This is a genomic window from uncultured Dysosmobacter sp., from assembly GCF_947631165.1.
In the GTDB taxonomy this organism is placed as follows: Bacteria; Bacillota; Clostridia; order Oscillospirales; family Oscillospiraceae; genus Oscillibacter.
In genome coordinates, this window is record NZ_CANRKH010000006.1 from 48,727 (window position 1) to 64,527 (window position 15,801).

A 15,801-nucleotide genomic window follows, 5' to 3' on the forward strand; every position below is an offset into this window, starting at 1 on the left:
CGATATGCCGGATACAGAGAGACGCCCTGAGGCCCAGGAAAACGGCAGATGTGTGCGGAAAAAGAAAGACCGCCTGACCAGGGGCCAAAGGCTGCTGATGGCCTTGGCCGTCCTGTTGGCGGCGGCGCTGGCGGTCACGCTGGCGCACCGAAAGCTGGTGGCACGGCCGGATATTGAAAAAACGCCTCTGGTGGATGGGCTGGTGTCCGCCAATGAGGCGGATACGGATGCAGGCATCCGTCCCAAGGTAGACGGCCAGCGGAAAAGTGCGGACTATTATACGGTGCTGATCCTTGGCCGGGACACGGGGGGCGGCGGCAATACGGATACCATGCTGCTGGCCAGTTATGATGTGACCAACCAGAAGGCCACCGTCATGTCCATCCCCCGGGATACCATGGTCAACGTTTCCTGGGACGTGAAAAAGATCAACTCCGTATACAACAGCTGCGGCGGAGGAGAAGAGGGTATCCAGGGCCTGTACAGGGAGATCTCCCAGCTGGTGGGCTTTGAGCCGGATTTTCGGGTCGTGCTGGAATGGGAGGCCGTGGGCGCTTTGGTGGAGGCCATCGGCGGTGTAGAGTTCGATGTTCCCTACGACATGGACTATGACGACGATGTGCAGGACCTGCATATCCACCAGGCGGCGGGAGTCCGCAGGCTGTCCGGCGAGGACGCTATGCAGGTCATCCGCTGGCGGGAGAACAACAACGACAGCCCATACGGCTACCGCAAACGGGACGGCGGCATCGGGGATTCCGGCCGAATGAAGGTCCAGCAGGCGTTTTTGAAGGCGGTCATCCAGCAGACCCTGACGATCCAGAATGCCCTCAATATCCGCAAGATCGCCAAGGTGTTTCAGGAACATGTGGATACCGACCTGGCGTTCTCCAACATCTGCTGGTTCGCGGAGCAGGCGGTGCTGGGCGGCCTGCAAACGGAGGATGTGGAATTCCTCACCATGCCCTATCGGGGCGCCAACGCTTACAGCCGCTATTACACCAAGCTCAACGGAAGCTATTCGGAGCTGGCTTATGTGACCCCGGTAGCCGATGAGCTGCTGGAGCTTGTGAATGAGAAGCTGAGCCCCTTTGCGGAGATCTTTACTCTGGCGGATCTGGATATTATGTCTGTCAATGCCGACGGGTCTATCAGCTCCACCACCGGTCATGTGGAGGACAGTCAGGCGGCCGGGCCGCCGGTGAAGTCCGCCGCGAAGCCGTCGGAGACCCCATCGGAGGAAGCGCCCGCCGCCGCCCCGCCGGATGTTTCAGCAGAGACGCCGTCAATGCCGGAAGAGGAAGCAACCGCGCCCCCGGAAGAGTCGCCGGCCGCGGAGCCGCCTGTTATAGAGGATCCCGCGGAGCCGCCGGAGGTCTCCGCACCAGATGAAGAGGAAATATTCAGTACCATTGAGCCGCCTCCGGCGGCCTAGATTGGAATAGAAAGGAATGACCATATGATACCAAAAGAATTGGCGATCATTGCCGCCAAGGCCCTGGACGAGAAAAAGGGCAGAGAGATCAGCGCCATTCAGGTGACGGAACAGACGACTCTGGCGGATTACTTCGTCATTGCCACTGGCAGTTCCAACACGCAGATCAACGCCTTGTCCGGCGCTGTGGAAAAAGCCATGAAGGAGCAGGCGGGGGAGGACCCCCTGCGCCGGGAAGGCTACCGGGAGGGAACCTGGGTCTTGCTGGACTACGGCTGCGTGGTGGTCCATATCTTCTCCGAAGAGGCCCGGGAGTTTTACGCCCTGGAGAGATTGTGGCACGACGGTACGCCCCTGGACCTGAGCGGCGTGCTGACGAGAGACTGAGGGCCTCCCGCGCCGAGTGGCGCGTCCAAGCGTTTTGCCGCAGGCAAAACCTTGAAATGGGCGGGCTTTGCCTGCCGATTTGAGTCTGATCACGGGGTCCCCGCAAAATTGAAAATTTTGTGGGGCTGCCCGGGAGTTTTACGCCCTGGAGAGATTGTGGCACGACGGTACGCCCCTGGACCTGAGCGGCGTGCTGACGAGAGACTGAAGGCCCCTTGTAACTTTTGTTACAGATCTGTCATCAAATTGTAGTAGACATAAAATCGTCCCACCCTTATACTGATATCAAAATCAGATAAGGGTGGGATCTTTTTGAAAAAACAGTGGATCTTGGGCGGCGCGGGCCTGCTGGCGGCGGCAGTGCTGGTGGGTTGCCTGTGGCTGGCGCGGCAGCCGGTGGAGACGGCCCCAGAAACAGGCATGAAGAAGTTGGAGACCGTGGAGAAGATCGCGGCAGAAGAGCCGCGGAAAAATATGCTGCCGGGCCTGGACACGGACGCCGTGACGGCAGCCATGCCGGAGGCGGACCAAGCGGCTTTTACACTGTTTCTGCCTGTTTTGAGAGGGGAGGCAGCCTTCCAATGGGTAGCTGGGCCGTATGATGGCAATGAAAGCACATGGGAACCTATTGACGCAACCCTGGCGGACTTTCATGACCAGCTTTGGGACGGCTTTGCCATCGAAGATCCGCCAGAGACCCTGACCCTGGACCGGTTGGCTGTCCAGGATGTGGACGGCGACGGGGAACTGGAGCTGGTACTGCTGTTCCAGGACGGGGCCTACCAGTACCTGATCCTCCGCCGGGAGGGCGAGACAGTCTATGGCACCAGTATGGGGGTGCGATGGTTTGAGGAGCTCCAGACCAGTGGCGTTTACATCGGTTCCGGCGGAGCCGGAGACCACACCTACCATCGGATGACCTTTGAGGACGGCCGCTTTGCGGACCGGGAGCTGGCCCGCAAGGTCGAGGGAGCCAGCGGCGCCGTCTATACATTGGACGGTCAGGAGACGACTAAGGAGGCCTTCGACGGCTGGTACGCGGAGAACATGCCGGGCGGCGTTATCTGGTACGCTCCCGACGGCACTCCGTTTCAGGACGGCATGTGAACACTGTTTATATGAAAAACAAAATCCCTCCGATCCATCGGAGGGATTTTGTGATGTCAGCCATTGATGAAAAACGCTGCCGCAATAGCGCCGGGGCCGGCGTGGGTACCAATGGTGCTGCCGATGGCGGAGATGGGGAGCCGCTCCGTATGTCCGGCGTAGAGGGGGGCGCTGTCGGCGATGTATTTTTGCAGCAGCGCGTCGCTGAGGCCGCTGTATGCCAGGCAGTAGGGCTTTTCAAAATTGATGCCGCCGCACTTCCGCACTAGCTCCGTAAGCATGTTGCTGCCATTTTTGGAGCCGCGGGCCTTGCCCAGAATGGCCACTTCACCGTGTTCGATGGCGATGACCGGCTTGATGGAGAGGAGGGAACCGGCCAGGGCCACGGCGGGGGAGATACGGCCGCCCTTTTTCAGGTATTCCAGGGTGTCCAGTAGGGCGATAAGGCGGATATTTTTCTTCTCCCGCTCCAGCGTTTCGGCGATCTGGGCGGCGGTCAGCCCCTGGTCCCGCAGCCGCACAGCCAGCTCCACCAGGATGCGCTGGCCGATGCAGACGTTTTCACTGTCTACCACCGCGGCAGGGACCTCCTCTGCCGCGATGCGGGCGCTCTGGCAGCAGCCGGAGAGCTTGGAGGATAGGGTCACGCACAGCGCCTCATCTCCCGCATCCACGGCGGAGCGGAAGGCCTGCTCGTATTCGTAAGGGGTCATTTGGCTGGTGGTGGGCAGAGTGTCGGACTCCACCAGCCGCTGAAAGAACTGGCGGTTGTCCATGGTGACGCCGTCCAGAAATTCCTGGCCGTCGAAAATGGTACGGAGCGGCAGCACACGGATGCCCCTGGCCGCTGCCTCTGCTTGGGTGATGTCGCTGGCGGAATCGGTGATGATCTGAACAGACATATGGTTTACTCCTTCAGGTTTTGATATTGGGCCACCGCGCCGGTGGCTTGGGTCAGCAGGTCGGTCAGCTGGCGGATGCCCTCCGGCCCCAGCTGGGCGCAGACGGCCTCCACGATGGACATGACGCTGCCATGCTCCGTCTCATAGAGAGGCAGGGCTTCCTCACGGAGCTGGATGTGGATGCTCCGCCGGTCGGTCTCGCTGCGTACCCGCCGGATCAGGTCCCGGTGTTCCATGCCGGTGAGGATGTGGTTGATCTGGGATTTCAAAAGCCGGGTACGGCGGCATAGCTCCGTGGCCGTCACCGGCCCGCCGCCGGTCTGCCGCTGCCGGTACAGCACGTTGCACACAAGCATCTCATTCATGGACAGACCCTTCAGCAGCCGGTTGCCCCGGATGACGGCAGTCATGGACATCCAGGCCTCCAGCAGCGCTTCCCGCTGTTCCAACTGGTCCATAGGCGACCCCTTTTCAAATAGTTTATTTTATGAACTAAATACCAGGTACAGTATACAATCCATTCTCAGAAAAAGCAAGCATTTTTTCAAAAAGCTGAGGGAAGAAACACGCCCTTTTTCTCTAAGTGTCGCTGGAATATAGCTTCAGCAATTTCGCCAACCGAAGATTGATATTGAAGTTTGAAATTTACCATGCTATACTTCATGGCGAAAATCGGTATTCAAGGAGTTGTTGTAATGGAGATAAGATACATCGCTAAAGATGATGATCCTCTTGAAATAAGCAAAATATATGAAAGCAGTTGGAAATACGCATATAAGGGCATGCTTCCTCAAGATTATCTTGACAGTATTCCAACAGGACAATGGGCCAATCGTATCAACAAAGCCGGTCTGAACAGCCTTGTCCTGATAGAATGTGGGAGGATGATAGGCACCGCAAGTTTTTGTAAATCCAGATGGGAAAAGTATAGCGGTTACGGAGAAATTGTTTCCATATATTTTCTGCCCAGCTACATTGGAAAAGGATACGGTAAGGTATTGCTTAACAAATGTATTGAGGAATTAAAGCAATGCGGATTTAATCAAGTGATCTTATGGGTTTTGGAGGATAATCATAGGGCAAGAAAGTTTTATGAAAAAAACGGATTTATTTGTTCGGAAGTATTTATGGATGATAACATCGGCGGAAAAGATATAAGAGAGGTATTGTATTTTCTTGATTGACAGCTTTTCATCGACAGTGGCCGTTACCCACGATGAATAATGGCTCCTTTTGTCATTTTGACGAATGATTTGATAAATTGGGCAGCAATACCAAAGGTAAAAGGGAAAAGAAACAACGGGGCTTGACAAATGGAGCGATTGTCCGTAAAATACATCTGTTACGAACGAAGAAGGGAAGAAAGCCCAGGCGTCCCGCCTGAAGAGAGCCGGCGGACGGTGCGAGCCGGTGGGGGAGCCTGCGGTATACTGGTCCCAGAGTTTTCCGCCTGAAGGACCCAGTAGGGCGGAACGGCAGGCCCCGTTATAGGCTGAGAGGGCCGCCTCAAGGCGGCTGAACAGGGTGGTACCGCGTTCAAAAACGCCCCTGGCCTTTGGCCGGGGGCGTTTTTCTTCGAAATTAGAAATTGTCATTTGACAGCAAAGACATTTACAAGATTCCAAAACTCCGCTCCCCATAGGGGAGCCGCCGCCCGCAGGCGGCTGGGGGGAATTCCTCATTCCTAATTTGTCAAAACGACTTCCATCAGAAGAGAAGGAGAAGAAATATGAAGTACGATTTTACCGCCATTGAGAAAAAATGGCAGGACAAGTGGCTGGAGGAGAAGCCCTTCGCCGCTGTCACCGGAGACAAGGCCCGGGAGAAATTTTTCGGCCTGATCGAGTTTCCCTATCCCTCCGGCCAGGGCCTCCACGTGGGCCACGCCCGCCCCTTTACCGCTATGGACATCATCTGCCGCAAAAAGCGGATGCAGGGCTACAACGTCCTGTTCCCCATCGGCTACGACGCCTTCGGCCTGCCCACGGAGAACTACGCCGTCCAGCATCACATCCATCCGGCCAAGGTGACCCATGACAATGTGGAGAATTTCCGCAAGCAGCTCCATATGCTGGGCTACTCCTTCGACTGGGACCGGGAGGTCAACACTACCGACCCCGACTACTACAAATGGACCCAGTGGATCTTCCTGCAGATGTTCAAGCACGGCCTGGCCTATAAGGCGTCCATGCCCGTGAACTGGTGCACCAGCTGCAAGATCGTGCTGGCCAACGAGGAGGTCGTGGACGGCGTCTGCGAGCGCTGCGGCGGCGAGGTCATCCGCAAGGAGAAGAGCCAGTGGATGCTGGCCATCACCAAGTATGCTGACCGGCTGATCGACGATCTGGACGACGTGGATTTCATCAACCGGGTCAAGATCCAGCAGCGCAACTGGATCGGCCGCAGCGAAGGCACCGAGGTGGACTTCACCGCAACCAACGGCGACAAGCTGACAGTCTACACGACCCGCTGCGATACCCTGTTCGGCGTGACCTATATGGTCATCTCCCCAGAGCATCCCTACCTGGAGCAGTGGAAGGACCAGATCCAGAACTGGGACGAGGTGGAGGCCTACCGGCAGGAGGCCGCCCACAAGTCCGACTTTGAGCGGGGCGAGCTGAACAAGGACAAGACCGGCGTCCGGCTGAAGGGTATCGAGGCTGTCAACCCTGCCAGCGGCAAGCATGTGCCGCTGTTCGTCTCCGACTATGTGCTGATGGGCTACGGAACCGGCATCGTCATGGGCGTGCCTGGACACGACCAGCGCGACTGGGAGTTCGCCACCAAGTTCGGCCTGCCCATCATCGAGGTGGTCAAGGGCGGCGATATCACGAAAGAAGCCTTCACCCTGAAGGATGACACCGGCATTATGGTGAACTCCGGCTTCCTGGACGGCATGACCGTGAAGGACGCCATCCCCGCCATGAAGAAGTGGGTCACGGAGCAGGGCATCGGCCGTCCCAAGACCAACTTCAAGCTCCGGGACTGGGTGTTCAGCCGCCAGCGGTACTGGGGTGAGCCGATCCCTCTGGTGAACTGCCCCAAGTGCGGCTGGGTGCCTCTGGACGAGAGCGAGCTGCCGCTGCTGCTGCCGGAGGTGGACAGCTACGAGGTCACAGACACCGGCGAATCCCCCTTGGCCAAGATGACCGACTGGGTGAACACCACCTGCCCCAAGTGCGGCGGCCCCGCTCAGCGGGAGACCGACACCATGCCCCAGTGGGCCGGTTCCTCCTGGTATTTCCTGCGGTATATGGACCCCCACAACGACAAGGCCCTGGCCAGCAAGGAGGCCCTGGACTACTGGTCTCCTGTGGACTGGTACAACGGCGGTATGGAGCATACCACTCTGCACCTGCTGTACAGCCGGTTCTGGCATAAATTCCTCTATGATATCGGTGTGGTGCCCACCAAGGAGCCTTACGCCAAGCGCACCAGCCACGGCATGATCCTGGGCGAGGGCGGCGAGAAGATGTCCAAGTCCCGGGGCAACGTGGTGAACCCCAACGATATCGTGGCCCAGTACGGCGCGGACACCATGCGGCTGTATATCATGTTCGTGGGCGATTTCGAGCAGGCCGCCACCTGGTCCACCGAGGCTGTGAAGGGATCTAAGCGGTTCCTGGACCGTGTGTGGAACCTGGCGGAGAGCGCAAAGGACAGCTATGACCTGACCCCCGCCAACCAGCCCATCCTTCACAAGACCATCAAAAAGGTCACGGACGATGTGGATAATCTGAAGATGAACACCGCCATCGCCGCTATGATGACCGCCCTCAATGAGCTGAGCGCCAATGGCGTGACCAGGGGCGATCTGCACGATTTCCTGCTGCTGCTGAATCCCTTCGCTCCCCACATCACCGAGGAGCTGTGGGAGATGCTGGGCTTCGCGGCCAAGAGCGGAAAAATGTGCTGCCAGGCAGATTGGCCGGTCTACGACGCCAGCAAGACCGTGGCCTCCACGGTGGATATGGCCGTGCAGGTCAACGGCAAGCTGAAAGGCACCATCACCATGCCCGCCGGCAGCGAGGAGAAGGCTGTGGTGGACGCCGCCCTGGCGGTGGAGAAGGTCCAGAAGGCCACCGAGGGCATGAAGATCGTCAAGACCATCCTTGTCAAGAACCGCTTGGTGAACCTGATCGTGAAGCCCCAGTGATGCTCCGTGCCGAGTGGCCGTCCAAGGGTTTTGCCGCAAGGCAAAACCCTGAAATGGGCGCCTATTTGAGTCAAATGCGGGTCCCCCGCAAAATCGCAGGATTTTGTGAGGAGAGGTGGTTTTGTTGCGGAACAGCGGCGGTTCGGCCTTCGGTTGCAGGAAAATCGACCGGTTTTCCACGAAAATATCTTGACAATTTCCCGGGCACTCTGTATAATGGGCATGTTGAAGCCATAAATTATGGCCCTTAAAGTATCCTGGATAGAGCCGGATACCTCGGAGGGAGGGAAATATAGATGTCTGAGATCCACGTGAAGGACGGCGAGTCCATCGACAGCGCGCTGAAGCGGTTCAAGCGTTCCTGCGCCAAGGCGGGTGTTATTGCCGAGGTCCGTAAGAGAGAGCATTATGAGAGCCCCAGCGTGAAGCGCCGCAAGAAGTCTGAGGCTGCTCGCAAGAACAAGAAGCGTTATTATTGATGAAAAAAGTGCTGTGCCGTGTGGTACAGCACTTTTTTTGCCTTTATCTGCGGAACAAGGCCGGGGCGATGTCTGCTACCTCCGGCCAGGTGAAGAACGCGGCTGCGGCGCCCAGGGCTTCGCCAGACCGCAGCTTCCGCTGGAGCGTGCCGGCGTCGTCGAATAGGACGAAGTGGGCCTCACCGCCGACAGCATAGGTAAAGTACCGGGCACAGAGATCCGGGGAGAAGAACACGGCGGGGGACTTCTCTTCCATCAGGCTGGCCAGCTCTCCGGCGGTGAGGGGCGTTCCCTCACCGGTGGGGGCGGGCAGGCGGAAGTCCATCCGCAGCCGCTGGATGTCCAGGGCCAGCCGCGGGTATTTCCCGGCGGCCTCCTGGAGCCGCTCTTGAAACTCCCCGCCGGAGAGGGCCGTACAGACCAGCACCGTTCCATTTTTTGCCGCCGGGGCGTAGTGCTCCGGCAGATACAGGGACTTTTTGGCGGCGGCCAGGACCCGGTCCAGCTTTTCCGCAAAGACCAGACGGTCCCGCCGGGGCGGCTCCACGAAATCCAGCACTGCCCCGCCATAGCCCCGGCGGCCGCACTCCCGCAGCACTGCGCCGCAGAGAGCCTCCGGGTCCTCGATGGGCGGGGCCTCCCGGTCGCCCACGGACAACAGGCCGCCCCGGCTCTCCAGCAGCAGGTTCTGCCGCAGCAGTGTGGAGCCGGGCCCTACGCGGTAGGCCGCGTGGCACAGGTCCCGGCAGTGGGCGGCGGCCTCCCGCTCTCGGTCCGGCGTAACGGCTAAATAGATCTGCAATCCCATTCCCCCTTGTGTAGGTCTCAAAAAACTGTTATACTATATAAAACGATAATACGATATGATGACAAGGAGCCGCCTATGCCCTTTTCGCTGATCCCGCATCGTCTGTTTGATCGATATGACCAGATCACCCCCGCCTATCTGCGGGAGCGGGGGATCACGCTGCTGCTCAGCGATTTGGATTTTACCCTGGCGGCCAAGTCGACCCGCCGTCCGGACCAGCCCCTGCGGGACTGGATCGCTGGCCTGGGGGAGAACGGCGTCCAGTTCATGATCGTATCCAACAATCGCTCCGGGACCCGGGTGACAGAGTTCTGCGCCGAGCTGAGCGTGCCTTATCAGGGCCGCGCCGGCAAGCCTTCTCCCAGAGGACTGGAGACCGCTATGGCCCGGGCGGGAGCGGACCGGACCAGCACCGCCATGCTGGGGGACAAGCTGCTGACGGACGTGCTGGCAGCCAACCGGGCGGGGGTCCTGGCCTTGATGGTGGAGCCGGTGGGCGGTGCTGTGACGCTCTGGCAGAAGGTTCTCCACGCCTTACAGGCTCCGTTTAAGGCGGCCTGCCGCCGCCGCTGCGGAAAAAGAACTGAAAAAAACCAGTAATTGGACGAAAAATGCTTGCATTAGCGGACAACATACGGTAAAATATCTTCGGTAATTTTACTGGATGTGGGGAAGCGTCCCTCCGGGCCGTTTTCTCATAAGATCTATAAGGAGGAAAAAAATATGCCTACTATCACTGCCGGCGATTTCCGGAAGGGTATGATCTTTGAGATGGACGGGAAGCCCATGGTCGTTGTGGACTTCCAGCATGTGAAGCCCGGCAAGGGCGCCGCTTTCGTGCGGACCAAGTACAAGAACGTCATCAGCGGCACCATCCGTGAGGAGTCCTTCAACCCCACCGCCAAGTTTGAGCAGGGCGCTGTGGAGCGGAAGAGCGCTGAGTACAGCTACAACGACGGCGACCTGTATTACTTCATGGACCCGGAGACCTTTGACATGACCCCGCTGAACGCCGATGTGCTGGGCGACGCCTTCCAGTTCGTCAAGGAGAACACTATGTGCTCTCTGGTCAGCTATAAGGGCAATGTGTTCGCCGTGGAGGTCCCCAACTTCGTGGATCTGGTGGTCACCGAGACCGAGCCGGGCGTGAAGGGCGATACCGCCACCAACGTCACTAAGAACGCGACCCTGGAGACCGGCGCCCAGATCAAGGTGCCCCTGTTCATCAACGAAGGCGAGAAGATCCAGATCGATACCCGCACCGGCGAGTATCTGGGACGGGTCAAGGACTGATATGAAAAGGGGGGACCAAGTCCCCCCTTTCGATTCCCCCTCACCGCGGCGGAACAAGCTGTATCACGGCTGCTCCGCAGAGGCAAGAGACGCATGCTGGCGGGCACTGCGCCGCCAATATCTCATTTGCCTGTTCTATTATCGGCAGATCGACTGGAGGAAACCGCAAAGCGCCGCCTGCGGGCGTGGAAATGGGAAGATACGATCTAAAAAATGAAAGGAGTTACCGCTATGGAGATCACTGAGAGAGTCGCTTATCTGAAGGGCCTGGTGGAAGGCATGGAGCTGAACACGGATAAGAAGGAGGGCAAGCTGCTGGCCGCCATTATCGACGTGCTGGACGACATCGCCCTGGAGCTGGAGGACATCAAGGACGAGCAGACGGAACTGGCCGACGGTCTGGACGTGGTCAGCGACGACCTGGAGGATGTGGAGAACATCGTTTTTGAGGATTGGGACGACGAGGAGGACGACGATTACTACGAGGGTGACCTGAGCGACCTGGACGAGGATGAGGATTGTTACGCCACCACCTGCCCCACCTGCGAGGAGACCATCTATTTTGACGAGTCCATCCTGGAGGACGGCGAGGTTATCTGTCCCAACTGCGGCGAAAAGCTGGAGTTTGATCTGGGCAGTCTGGAGGAAGAGGAAGAGGAGAGCTCCGACGAGGAGTGATCCAAATCCAAATAACGAAGAAAAGCCGCCGTGGACATGTCCCGTCCACGGCGGCGTATTTTGCGTGCCGTTCATTCTGGCAGCCTATGGGTTCGGTTAGCGTTGTGATCTTCCCGACAAAGACCGATTTATCCTGCTCTTACTTATGTCTCTGCTTTAGGGGCTCAGCAAACTGATCTCTCTCGCATCTTTTTCAGCAGCTTCACGATCCGTTCCCGGTTCTTCGCGGTCTTCATGAAGGTCGGGAGGTGGTCCGCCTGGGTCTTCATGACAGCTGTCCCGGCGGGCTTCTCCCGCAGACTGGCGCCGAGGTAGTCGATCAGATACGAAAGATGCTCCCGGTTGACGGCCCAGACCGGCTTGCCCTGAAAGGACTCGAGGAACCAAAGCTCCAAACCGAAGTAGGGTTCCCGCCCGTTTTCGATCTCGCCGGTATAGAAAAATGCCTCTGCTGTTTTATGGACTTCTCCCGGCATGGTTGTCCCGCAGTACGGACAGGCCACACGGAGCATAGGGAAGTGCTGTTTTACTTCGTCTTCAATGTCGACCCGATAATACCGTCCGCAGTGCCTGCACTGGTTGTGGACATCGTATCGATAGACCGTGCGGTCTTTAGACGCCTGGTGGCCGCAGTTAGTGCATCGAAAATAGGCAGCGCTGCGATCCGCGGTCACGATACCAAGCCCCTGACATTTAGGGCATTTCACCTGGATGCCGAAGGTCAGGGCGCTGTATGCGCTATGGGTGAAATAGGGTTTATCGACGATCCGGTCCATACGCCCAGACACTCCTTTCTGCCTTTTGCCTTATTTTTTGCACCGGAAGCGACGGGCCTCCTCTGTCCAGGCCCACAGCTCCTCATCCAGGTCCTCCGGTGTTTTCAGGCAGAAATGAGTCGTCCAGCGGCCGGGATACGGCTCCACCGCCGCCGCGATCCGGGGGCTTTCCAGCCGCCGGGGGAGGAACAGGCTCAGCATCACGCAGTTCCGGTCCCGGATGCCGCCGTGGGTCGGCGGCCACAATGCGCAGTAGAGCAGGGGGTCCCGCAGACCCACCTGGGATTTCTGCGTGACGATCTCCGTGTCAGGCCACCGTTCCAGCGCCCCCAGCAGAAACGCCCGGACCACCGGCAGGTATTCCGGCTTCCGGCTGAAAAGCGCTTCCGCCAGCCGCAGAGTCTCCAGATCCATCACTCCACCGCCCCTTTTTGCAGGCTGCACAGGCCCGCGCCGATGGCGGTGGCGAAGGTGGCGTTTTCCGGGATGATATAGTGGAGGCCGTACAGCCGCTCGAAGTTTTCAAAATTTGGCTTCACCTGGTCCAGGGTGGTCATGGAGCCGGTGAGGATGACGGTTTTTGTCCCGCAGCTCTGGCAGGCCAGCACTGTCATGGTGCCGATGGCCTGAAGCACCAGATTCACCGTCCCGGCAGCCAGGTCGGCGGGGGTGGCGTCCTCCGCCAGATTGCCGAAGTTGGCGGCGGTAAGAGTTGGGTCCAGAGTTGGGGCCGGATGGTTGGTGATGTCCTTGATGGTCAGGTCCACTTGTCCCAGGTCCCCCTGGGCCGCCAGCTTTTTGATCTGGCCGAACCGCTCCATGCCTACCAGCTTGCGGCACAGGCCGCCCAAGGTGCCGCCGCCGATGCCGCTGCCGCAGAGGTGCCGCACGGCGCCGTTCCGCTCCGCCCAGAGAAAGGCGGTGCCGGTGCCCATGGTCACCACCACGCCGGAGGCCTGGCCGGACAGGGCCAGCGCTCCGGCGCCGCTGGCGGAGAATTCGTCCACCTTGCAGGTGGGCAGGCCGAAGATGTCTCCTTCCACAAAGCTGGCGCCCACGCCGGTGAGGACGACCCGCCGCACGTCCTCCAGACGGAGGCCGTTGCCGCTGAGGTAATTGCCCAGAGCGCCGTACAGGCTGGTGACCTGGTCCTCCGCCCGGACCCGCAGCATGGAGACCACGCCGCCGCTCCGGTCCAGGCCCACGATCTTGGTGGTGGAGCCGCCGATATCAATGCCTAAGATCACATCCATGGTGAATATTCCTTTCCTTTGGCGGCTTTGCCGCCTGTACCCTCATCATAGGGGAGGGAGGGGGACTTGTCAATCCAATTTGACAAAAGTTTGACGAGTTTTTGTGAAAAACAATTGCTTTTCCAGGCGGGGACGATTATAATAGAGAAAATATCAAGGCAGGTGACAAGACACTGCCTGGATCGTTATCGAGGTGCGACATGCATACAGAAGAAAAGCTGAACATGACCATGCTCTGCGACTTTTACGAACTGACCATGGGCAACGGCTATTTTCAGGCGGGCTATCAGGACCGCATCACCTATTTCGATGTGTTTTTCCGGGACGTGCCGGACAGGGGCGGTTTTGCCATCTGCGCCGGACTGGACCAGCTGATCGACTATATCGAGAATCTGCATTTTGACGAGGCGGACATTGCTTACCTGCGGAGCAAGGGCATTTTCTCCGAGGACTTTTTGGCCTATCTGCGGGACTTCCGTTTCACCGGTGATATCTGGGCCATCCCCGAGGGCACCCCCATCTTCCCGCGGGAGCCGGTGGTGACAGTCCGCGCCCCGGCCATTGAGGCCCAGCTCATCGAGACCTTCACCCTGCTGACCATCAACCACCAGAGCCTCATCGCCACCAAGGCCAACCGCATCGTCCGGGCGGCCCAGGGGCGGACAGTGCTGGAATTTGGTTCCCGCCGCGCCCAGGGGACCGACGGCGCCATTTCCGGCGCCCGGGCGGCCTATATCGGCGGCTGCAAGGGTACGGCCTGCACCATCTCCGACCAGCTCTATGGCGTTCCCGCCGGCGGCACTATGGCCCATTCCTGGGTCCAGATGTTCGACAGCCAGTATGAGGCGTTCAAGACCTACTGCCAGATATACCCCACCAACGCAACGCTCTTGGTGGACACTTACAGCGTGCTGAAATCCGGTGTGCCTGACGCCATCCGGGCCTTCAACGAGGTGTTGAAGCCCCTGGGTATCAAGAAGTGCGGCATCCGGCTGGACTCCGGCGACATGGCCTATCTGACGCGGGAGGCTCGAAAGATGCTGGATGAGGCGGGCTGGCCGGAGTGCCAGATATCTGCTTCCAACTCCCTGGATGAGTATATCATTCGGGATCTGATCCAGCAGGGCGCTCAGATCGACCTGTTCGGCGTGGGCGAACGGATGATCACCGCCAGCAGCCAGCCGGTGTTCGGCGGTGTGTACAAGCTAGCGGCCGTCGAGGACGCGGATGGCAATATCCTGCCCAAGATCAAGGTCAGCGAAAACGTGGACAAGATCACCAATCCCCATTTCAAAAAGGTCTACCGCATCTTCGACAAGACCACCGGCAAGGCGGAGGCGGACTATATCACCGTGTATGATGAGACTGTGGACGAGAGCCAGCCGTTGGAACTGTTCGACCCCCGGGCTACCTGGAAGCGAAAGACCTATACCAATTTCACCGCCAGGCCTTTGCAGGTGCCTGTGTTCCAGGGCGGCAGGCTGGTCTACCGGCAGCCTGCGCTCCAGGAGATCCAGAAATACTGCGCGGAGCAGGTGGAGACGCTGTGGGATGAGGTCAAGCGCTTTGAGAATCCCCATGTGTTCTATGTGGACCTCAGCCAGAAGCTGTGGGACATCAAGCAGGAGCTGCTGCGGAAGAGCAGATAATAACAGCAGAGGGGCCAGCTGAAAGCTGGCCCCTCTGTTGTCTGAAAACATGTGAGGGACGCGGCACATGGAACGGCGTGGACGTTCGCAGCGGCGCGGAGGGTCCCGGCAGATGGGAACTCACATGAATCGGAACAGAAGAACAGGCAGAAAAATGGCGGGGAGCAGGTTCATGACCTTGATGCGGGTCACGCCCAGCAGATTCAGGCTGATGGCCAGGATCAGCAGGGACCCCACACAGGTGATCTCCGCGATGACGGCCTCCGGCAGCAGGGGAGCCAGCAGGGAGGCGGCCAGGGTCATGGGCGCCTGGTAGAGAAAGACCGCGGCGGCGGAAAAGGCCACGCCGATCCCAAGAGAGGCGCTGAAAATGACGGAGGAGATGCCGTCGATGAGGGACTTCGCCAGCAGCATCCCATGATCTCCGGTCAGGCCGCTGTTTAGTGCGCCCACGATGGACATGGCTCCCACACAGTACAGCAGGCTGGCGGTGACAAAGCCCTCGGAAATGGAGGCGCTCCCCTCCAAGGGGAAACGGCGGGACATGCCCGCCTGGAGCCGGTCCCCAGCTCGCTTCATGGCACCGTCCAGGTCCAGCAATTCGCCAATGCAGGCGCCGGCCACCATGGACAGGATCATCAGCAGAGTATTTTGTCCCTTCAGCGCGCCGCTGATCCCCATGCAGGCGGTACACAGCGCCAGTCCCTGCATGATCAGCTCCCGCAGCCGCTGGCCCAGCTGGCGGCGCTGGACGGATTGGCGGGAGGAAAACCGCTGGATGGCCCACCGCAAAAGCAGGCCAACCGCGGAGCCTGCCAGGATCGCCGCTGAATCAGCGGCCGTACCGATCAGCATATGTGATCCCTCCTTGACTGTGT

The 15,801-nt window shown here is 59.1% G+C and carries 17 protein-coding genes and 1 other annotated feature; of the genes, 10 read left to right on the forward strand and 7 right to left on the reverse strand.

Features of this window, described 5'->3' with window-relative positions; all coding sequences use genetic code 11:
* The first annotated feature begins 4 nt into the window (after positions 1-4).
* The 3 genes from Q0Z69_RS04715 to Q0Z69_RS04725 all read left to right on the forward strand — a co-directional run bounded on the left by Q0Z69_RS04715 (position 5) and on the right by Q0Z69_RS04725 (position 2,929).
* Positions 5-1,435 (forward strand): LCP family protein, encoded by a 1,431-nt coding sequence (locus tag Q0Z69_RS04715; protein WP_298030142.1) that lies wholly within the window; start codon positions 5-7, stop codon positions 1,433-1,435.
* Positions 1,436-1,459: 24 nt separating this feature from the next.
* Positions 1,460-1,822: a ribosome silencing factor gene (gene rsfS, locus Q0Z69_RS04720; RefSeq protein WP_298030144.1), complete on the forward strand. Its 363-nt coding sequence runs from the start codon at positions 1,460-1,462 to the stop codon at positions 1,820-1,822.
* Between the two features lie 312 nt (positions 1,823-2,134).
* Positions 2,135-2,929, forward strand: a complete 795-nt coding sequence (locus Q0Z69_RS04725; RefSeq protein WP_298030147.1) for a hypothetical protein — start codon at positions 2,135-2,137, stop codon at positions 2,927-2,929.
* Between the two features lie 56 nt (positions 2,930-2,985).
* On the opposite strand, the gene Q0Z69_RS04730 is transcribed toward Q0Z69_RS04725, so the two are convergent.
* Both Q0Z69_RS04730 and Q0Z69_RS04735 read right to left on the reverse strand, forming a co-directional pair.
* Positions 2,986-3,831 (reverse strand): DegV family protein, encoded by an 846-nt coding sequence (locus Q0Z69_RS04730; protein WP_298030150.1) that lies wholly within the window; start codon positions 3,829-3,831, stop codon positions 2,986-2,988.
* A gap of 5 nt (positions 3,832-3,836) precedes the next feature.
* Positions 3,837-4,289: a MarR family winged helix-turn-helix transcriptional regulator gene (locus Q0Z69_RS04735; protein WP_298030152.1), complete on the reverse strand. Its 453-nt coding sequence runs from the start codon at positions 4,287-4,289 to the stop codon at positions 3,837-3,839.
* Positions 4,290-4,526: 237 nt separating this feature from the next.
* Here Q0Z69_RS04735 and Q0Z69_RS04740 point away from each other — a divergent pair, with 237 nt between their 5' ends.
* The 3 genes from Q0Z69_RS04740 to rpsU all read left to right on the forward strand — a co-directional run bounded on the left by Q0Z69_RS04740 (position 4,527) and on the right by rpsU (position 8,466).
* Positions 4,527-5,015, forward strand: a complete 489-nt coding sequence (locus tag Q0Z69_RS04740; RefSeq protein ID WP_298030156.1) for a GNAT family N-acetyltransferase — start codon at positions 4,527-4,529, stop codon at positions 5,013-5,015.
* A 158-nt stretch (positions 5,016-5,173) separates the two neighbouring features.
* Positions 5,174-5,384: a binding site (T-box leader), on the forward strand.
* A gap of 176 nt (positions 5,385-5,560) precedes the next feature.
* Complete coding sequence (leuS, locus tag Q0Z69_RS04745) at positions 5,561-7,987, forward strand: leucine--tRNA ligase (RefSeq protein WP_298030159.1); 2,427 nt, start codon at positions 5,561-5,563, stop codon at positions 7,985-7,987.
* A 296-nt stretch (positions 7,988-8,283) separates the two neighbouring features.
* Positions 8,284-8,466: a 30S ribosomal protein S21 gene (rpsU, locus tag Q0Z69_RS04750; RefSeq protein WP_021750944.1), complete on the forward strand. Its 183-nt coding sequence runs from the start codon at positions 8,284-8,286 to the stop codon at positions 8,464-8,466.
* Positions 8,467-8,509: 43 nt separating this feature from the next.
* Here the strand turns inward: rpsU and Q0Z69_RS04755 are convergent, their stop codons facing one another.
* Entirely contained in the window at positions 8,510-9,268 is a 759-nt protein-coding gene (locus Q0Z69_RS04755; RefSeq protein ID WP_298030162.1) for a hypothetical protein, read from the reverse strand.
* 81 nt (positions 9,269-9,349) lie between these two features.
* On the opposite strand from Q0Z69_RS04755, the gene Q0Z69_RS04760 reads away from it, so the two are divergent.
* The 3 genes from Q0Z69_RS04760 to Q0Z69_RS04770 all read left to right on the forward strand — a co-directional run bounded on the left by Q0Z69_RS04760 (position 9,350) and on the right by Q0Z69_RS04770 (position 11,245).
* Positions 9,350-9,874: a YqeG family HAD IIIA-type phosphatase gene (locus Q0Z69_RS04760; protein ID WP_298030165.1), complete on the forward strand. Its 525-nt coding sequence runs from the start codon at positions 9,350-9,352 to the stop codon at positions 9,872-9,874.
* Positions 9,875-9,997: 123 nt separating this feature from the next.
* Complete coding sequence (gene efp, locus Q0Z69_RS04765) at positions 9,998-10,567, forward strand: elongation factor P (RefSeq protein WP_298030168.1); 570 nt, start codon at positions 9,998-10,000, stop codon at positions 10,565-10,567.
* A gap of 231 nt (positions 10,568-10,798) precedes the next feature.
* Positions 10,799-11,245: a CD1247 N-terminal domain-containing protein gene (locus Q0Z69_RS04770; protein WP_298030171.1), complete on the forward strand. Its 447-nt coding sequence runs from the start codon at positions 10,799-10,801 to the stop codon at positions 11,243-11,245.
* Between the two features lie 164 nt (positions 11,246-11,409).
* Here the strand turns inward: Q0Z69_RS04770 and Q0Z69_RS04775 are convergent, their stop codons facing one another.
* From Q0Z69_RS04775 to Q0Z69_RS04785, 3 genes are read right to left on the reverse strand one after another with little or no spacing between them, the layout of a single operon-like run.
* Positions 11,410-12,021, reverse strand: a complete 612-nt coding sequence (locus Q0Z69_RS04775; protein WP_298030173.1) for a hypothetical protein — start codon at positions 12,019-12,021, stop codon at positions 11,410-11,412.
* A 30-nt stretch (positions 12,022-12,051) separates the two neighbouring features.
* Positions 12,052-12,435 (reverse strand): DUF5655 domain-containing protein, encoded by a 384-nt coding sequence (locus tag Q0Z69_RS04780; RefSeq protein ID WP_298030175.1) that lies wholly within the window; start codon positions 12,433-12,435, stop codon positions 12,052-12,054.
* Positions 12,435-13,274: a BadF/BadG/BcrA/BcrD ATPase family protein gene (locus Q0Z69_RS04785; RefSeq protein ID WP_298030178.1), complete on the reverse strand. Its 840-nt coding sequence runs from the start codon at positions 13,272-13,274 to the stop codon at positions 12,435-12,437. Before Q0Z69_RS04785 ends, Q0Z69_RS04780 begins: the two co-directional genes overlap by 1 nt.
* 200 nt (positions 13,275-13,474) lie before the next feature.
* Between Q0Z69_RS04785 and Q0Z69_RS04790 the strand changes: the two genes are divergently transcribed.
* On the forward strand, positions 13,475-14,923 hold the full coding sequence (locus Q0Z69_RS04790; RefSeq protein ID WP_298030181.1) for a nicotinate phosphoribosyltransferase: 1,449 nt from the start codon (positions 13,475-13,477) through the stop codon (positions 14,921-14,923).
* A 120-nt stretch (positions 14,924-15,043) separates the two neighbouring features.
* Here the strand turns inward: Q0Z69_RS04790 and Q0Z69_RS04795 are convergent, their stop codons facing one another.
* Positions 15,044-15,778: a DUF554 domain-containing protein gene (locus Q0Z69_RS04795; protein WP_298030183.1), complete on the reverse strand. Its 735-nt coding sequence runs from the start codon at positions 15,776-15,778 to the stop codon at positions 15,044-15,046.
* Positions 15,779-15,801: the final 23 nt, after the last annotated feature.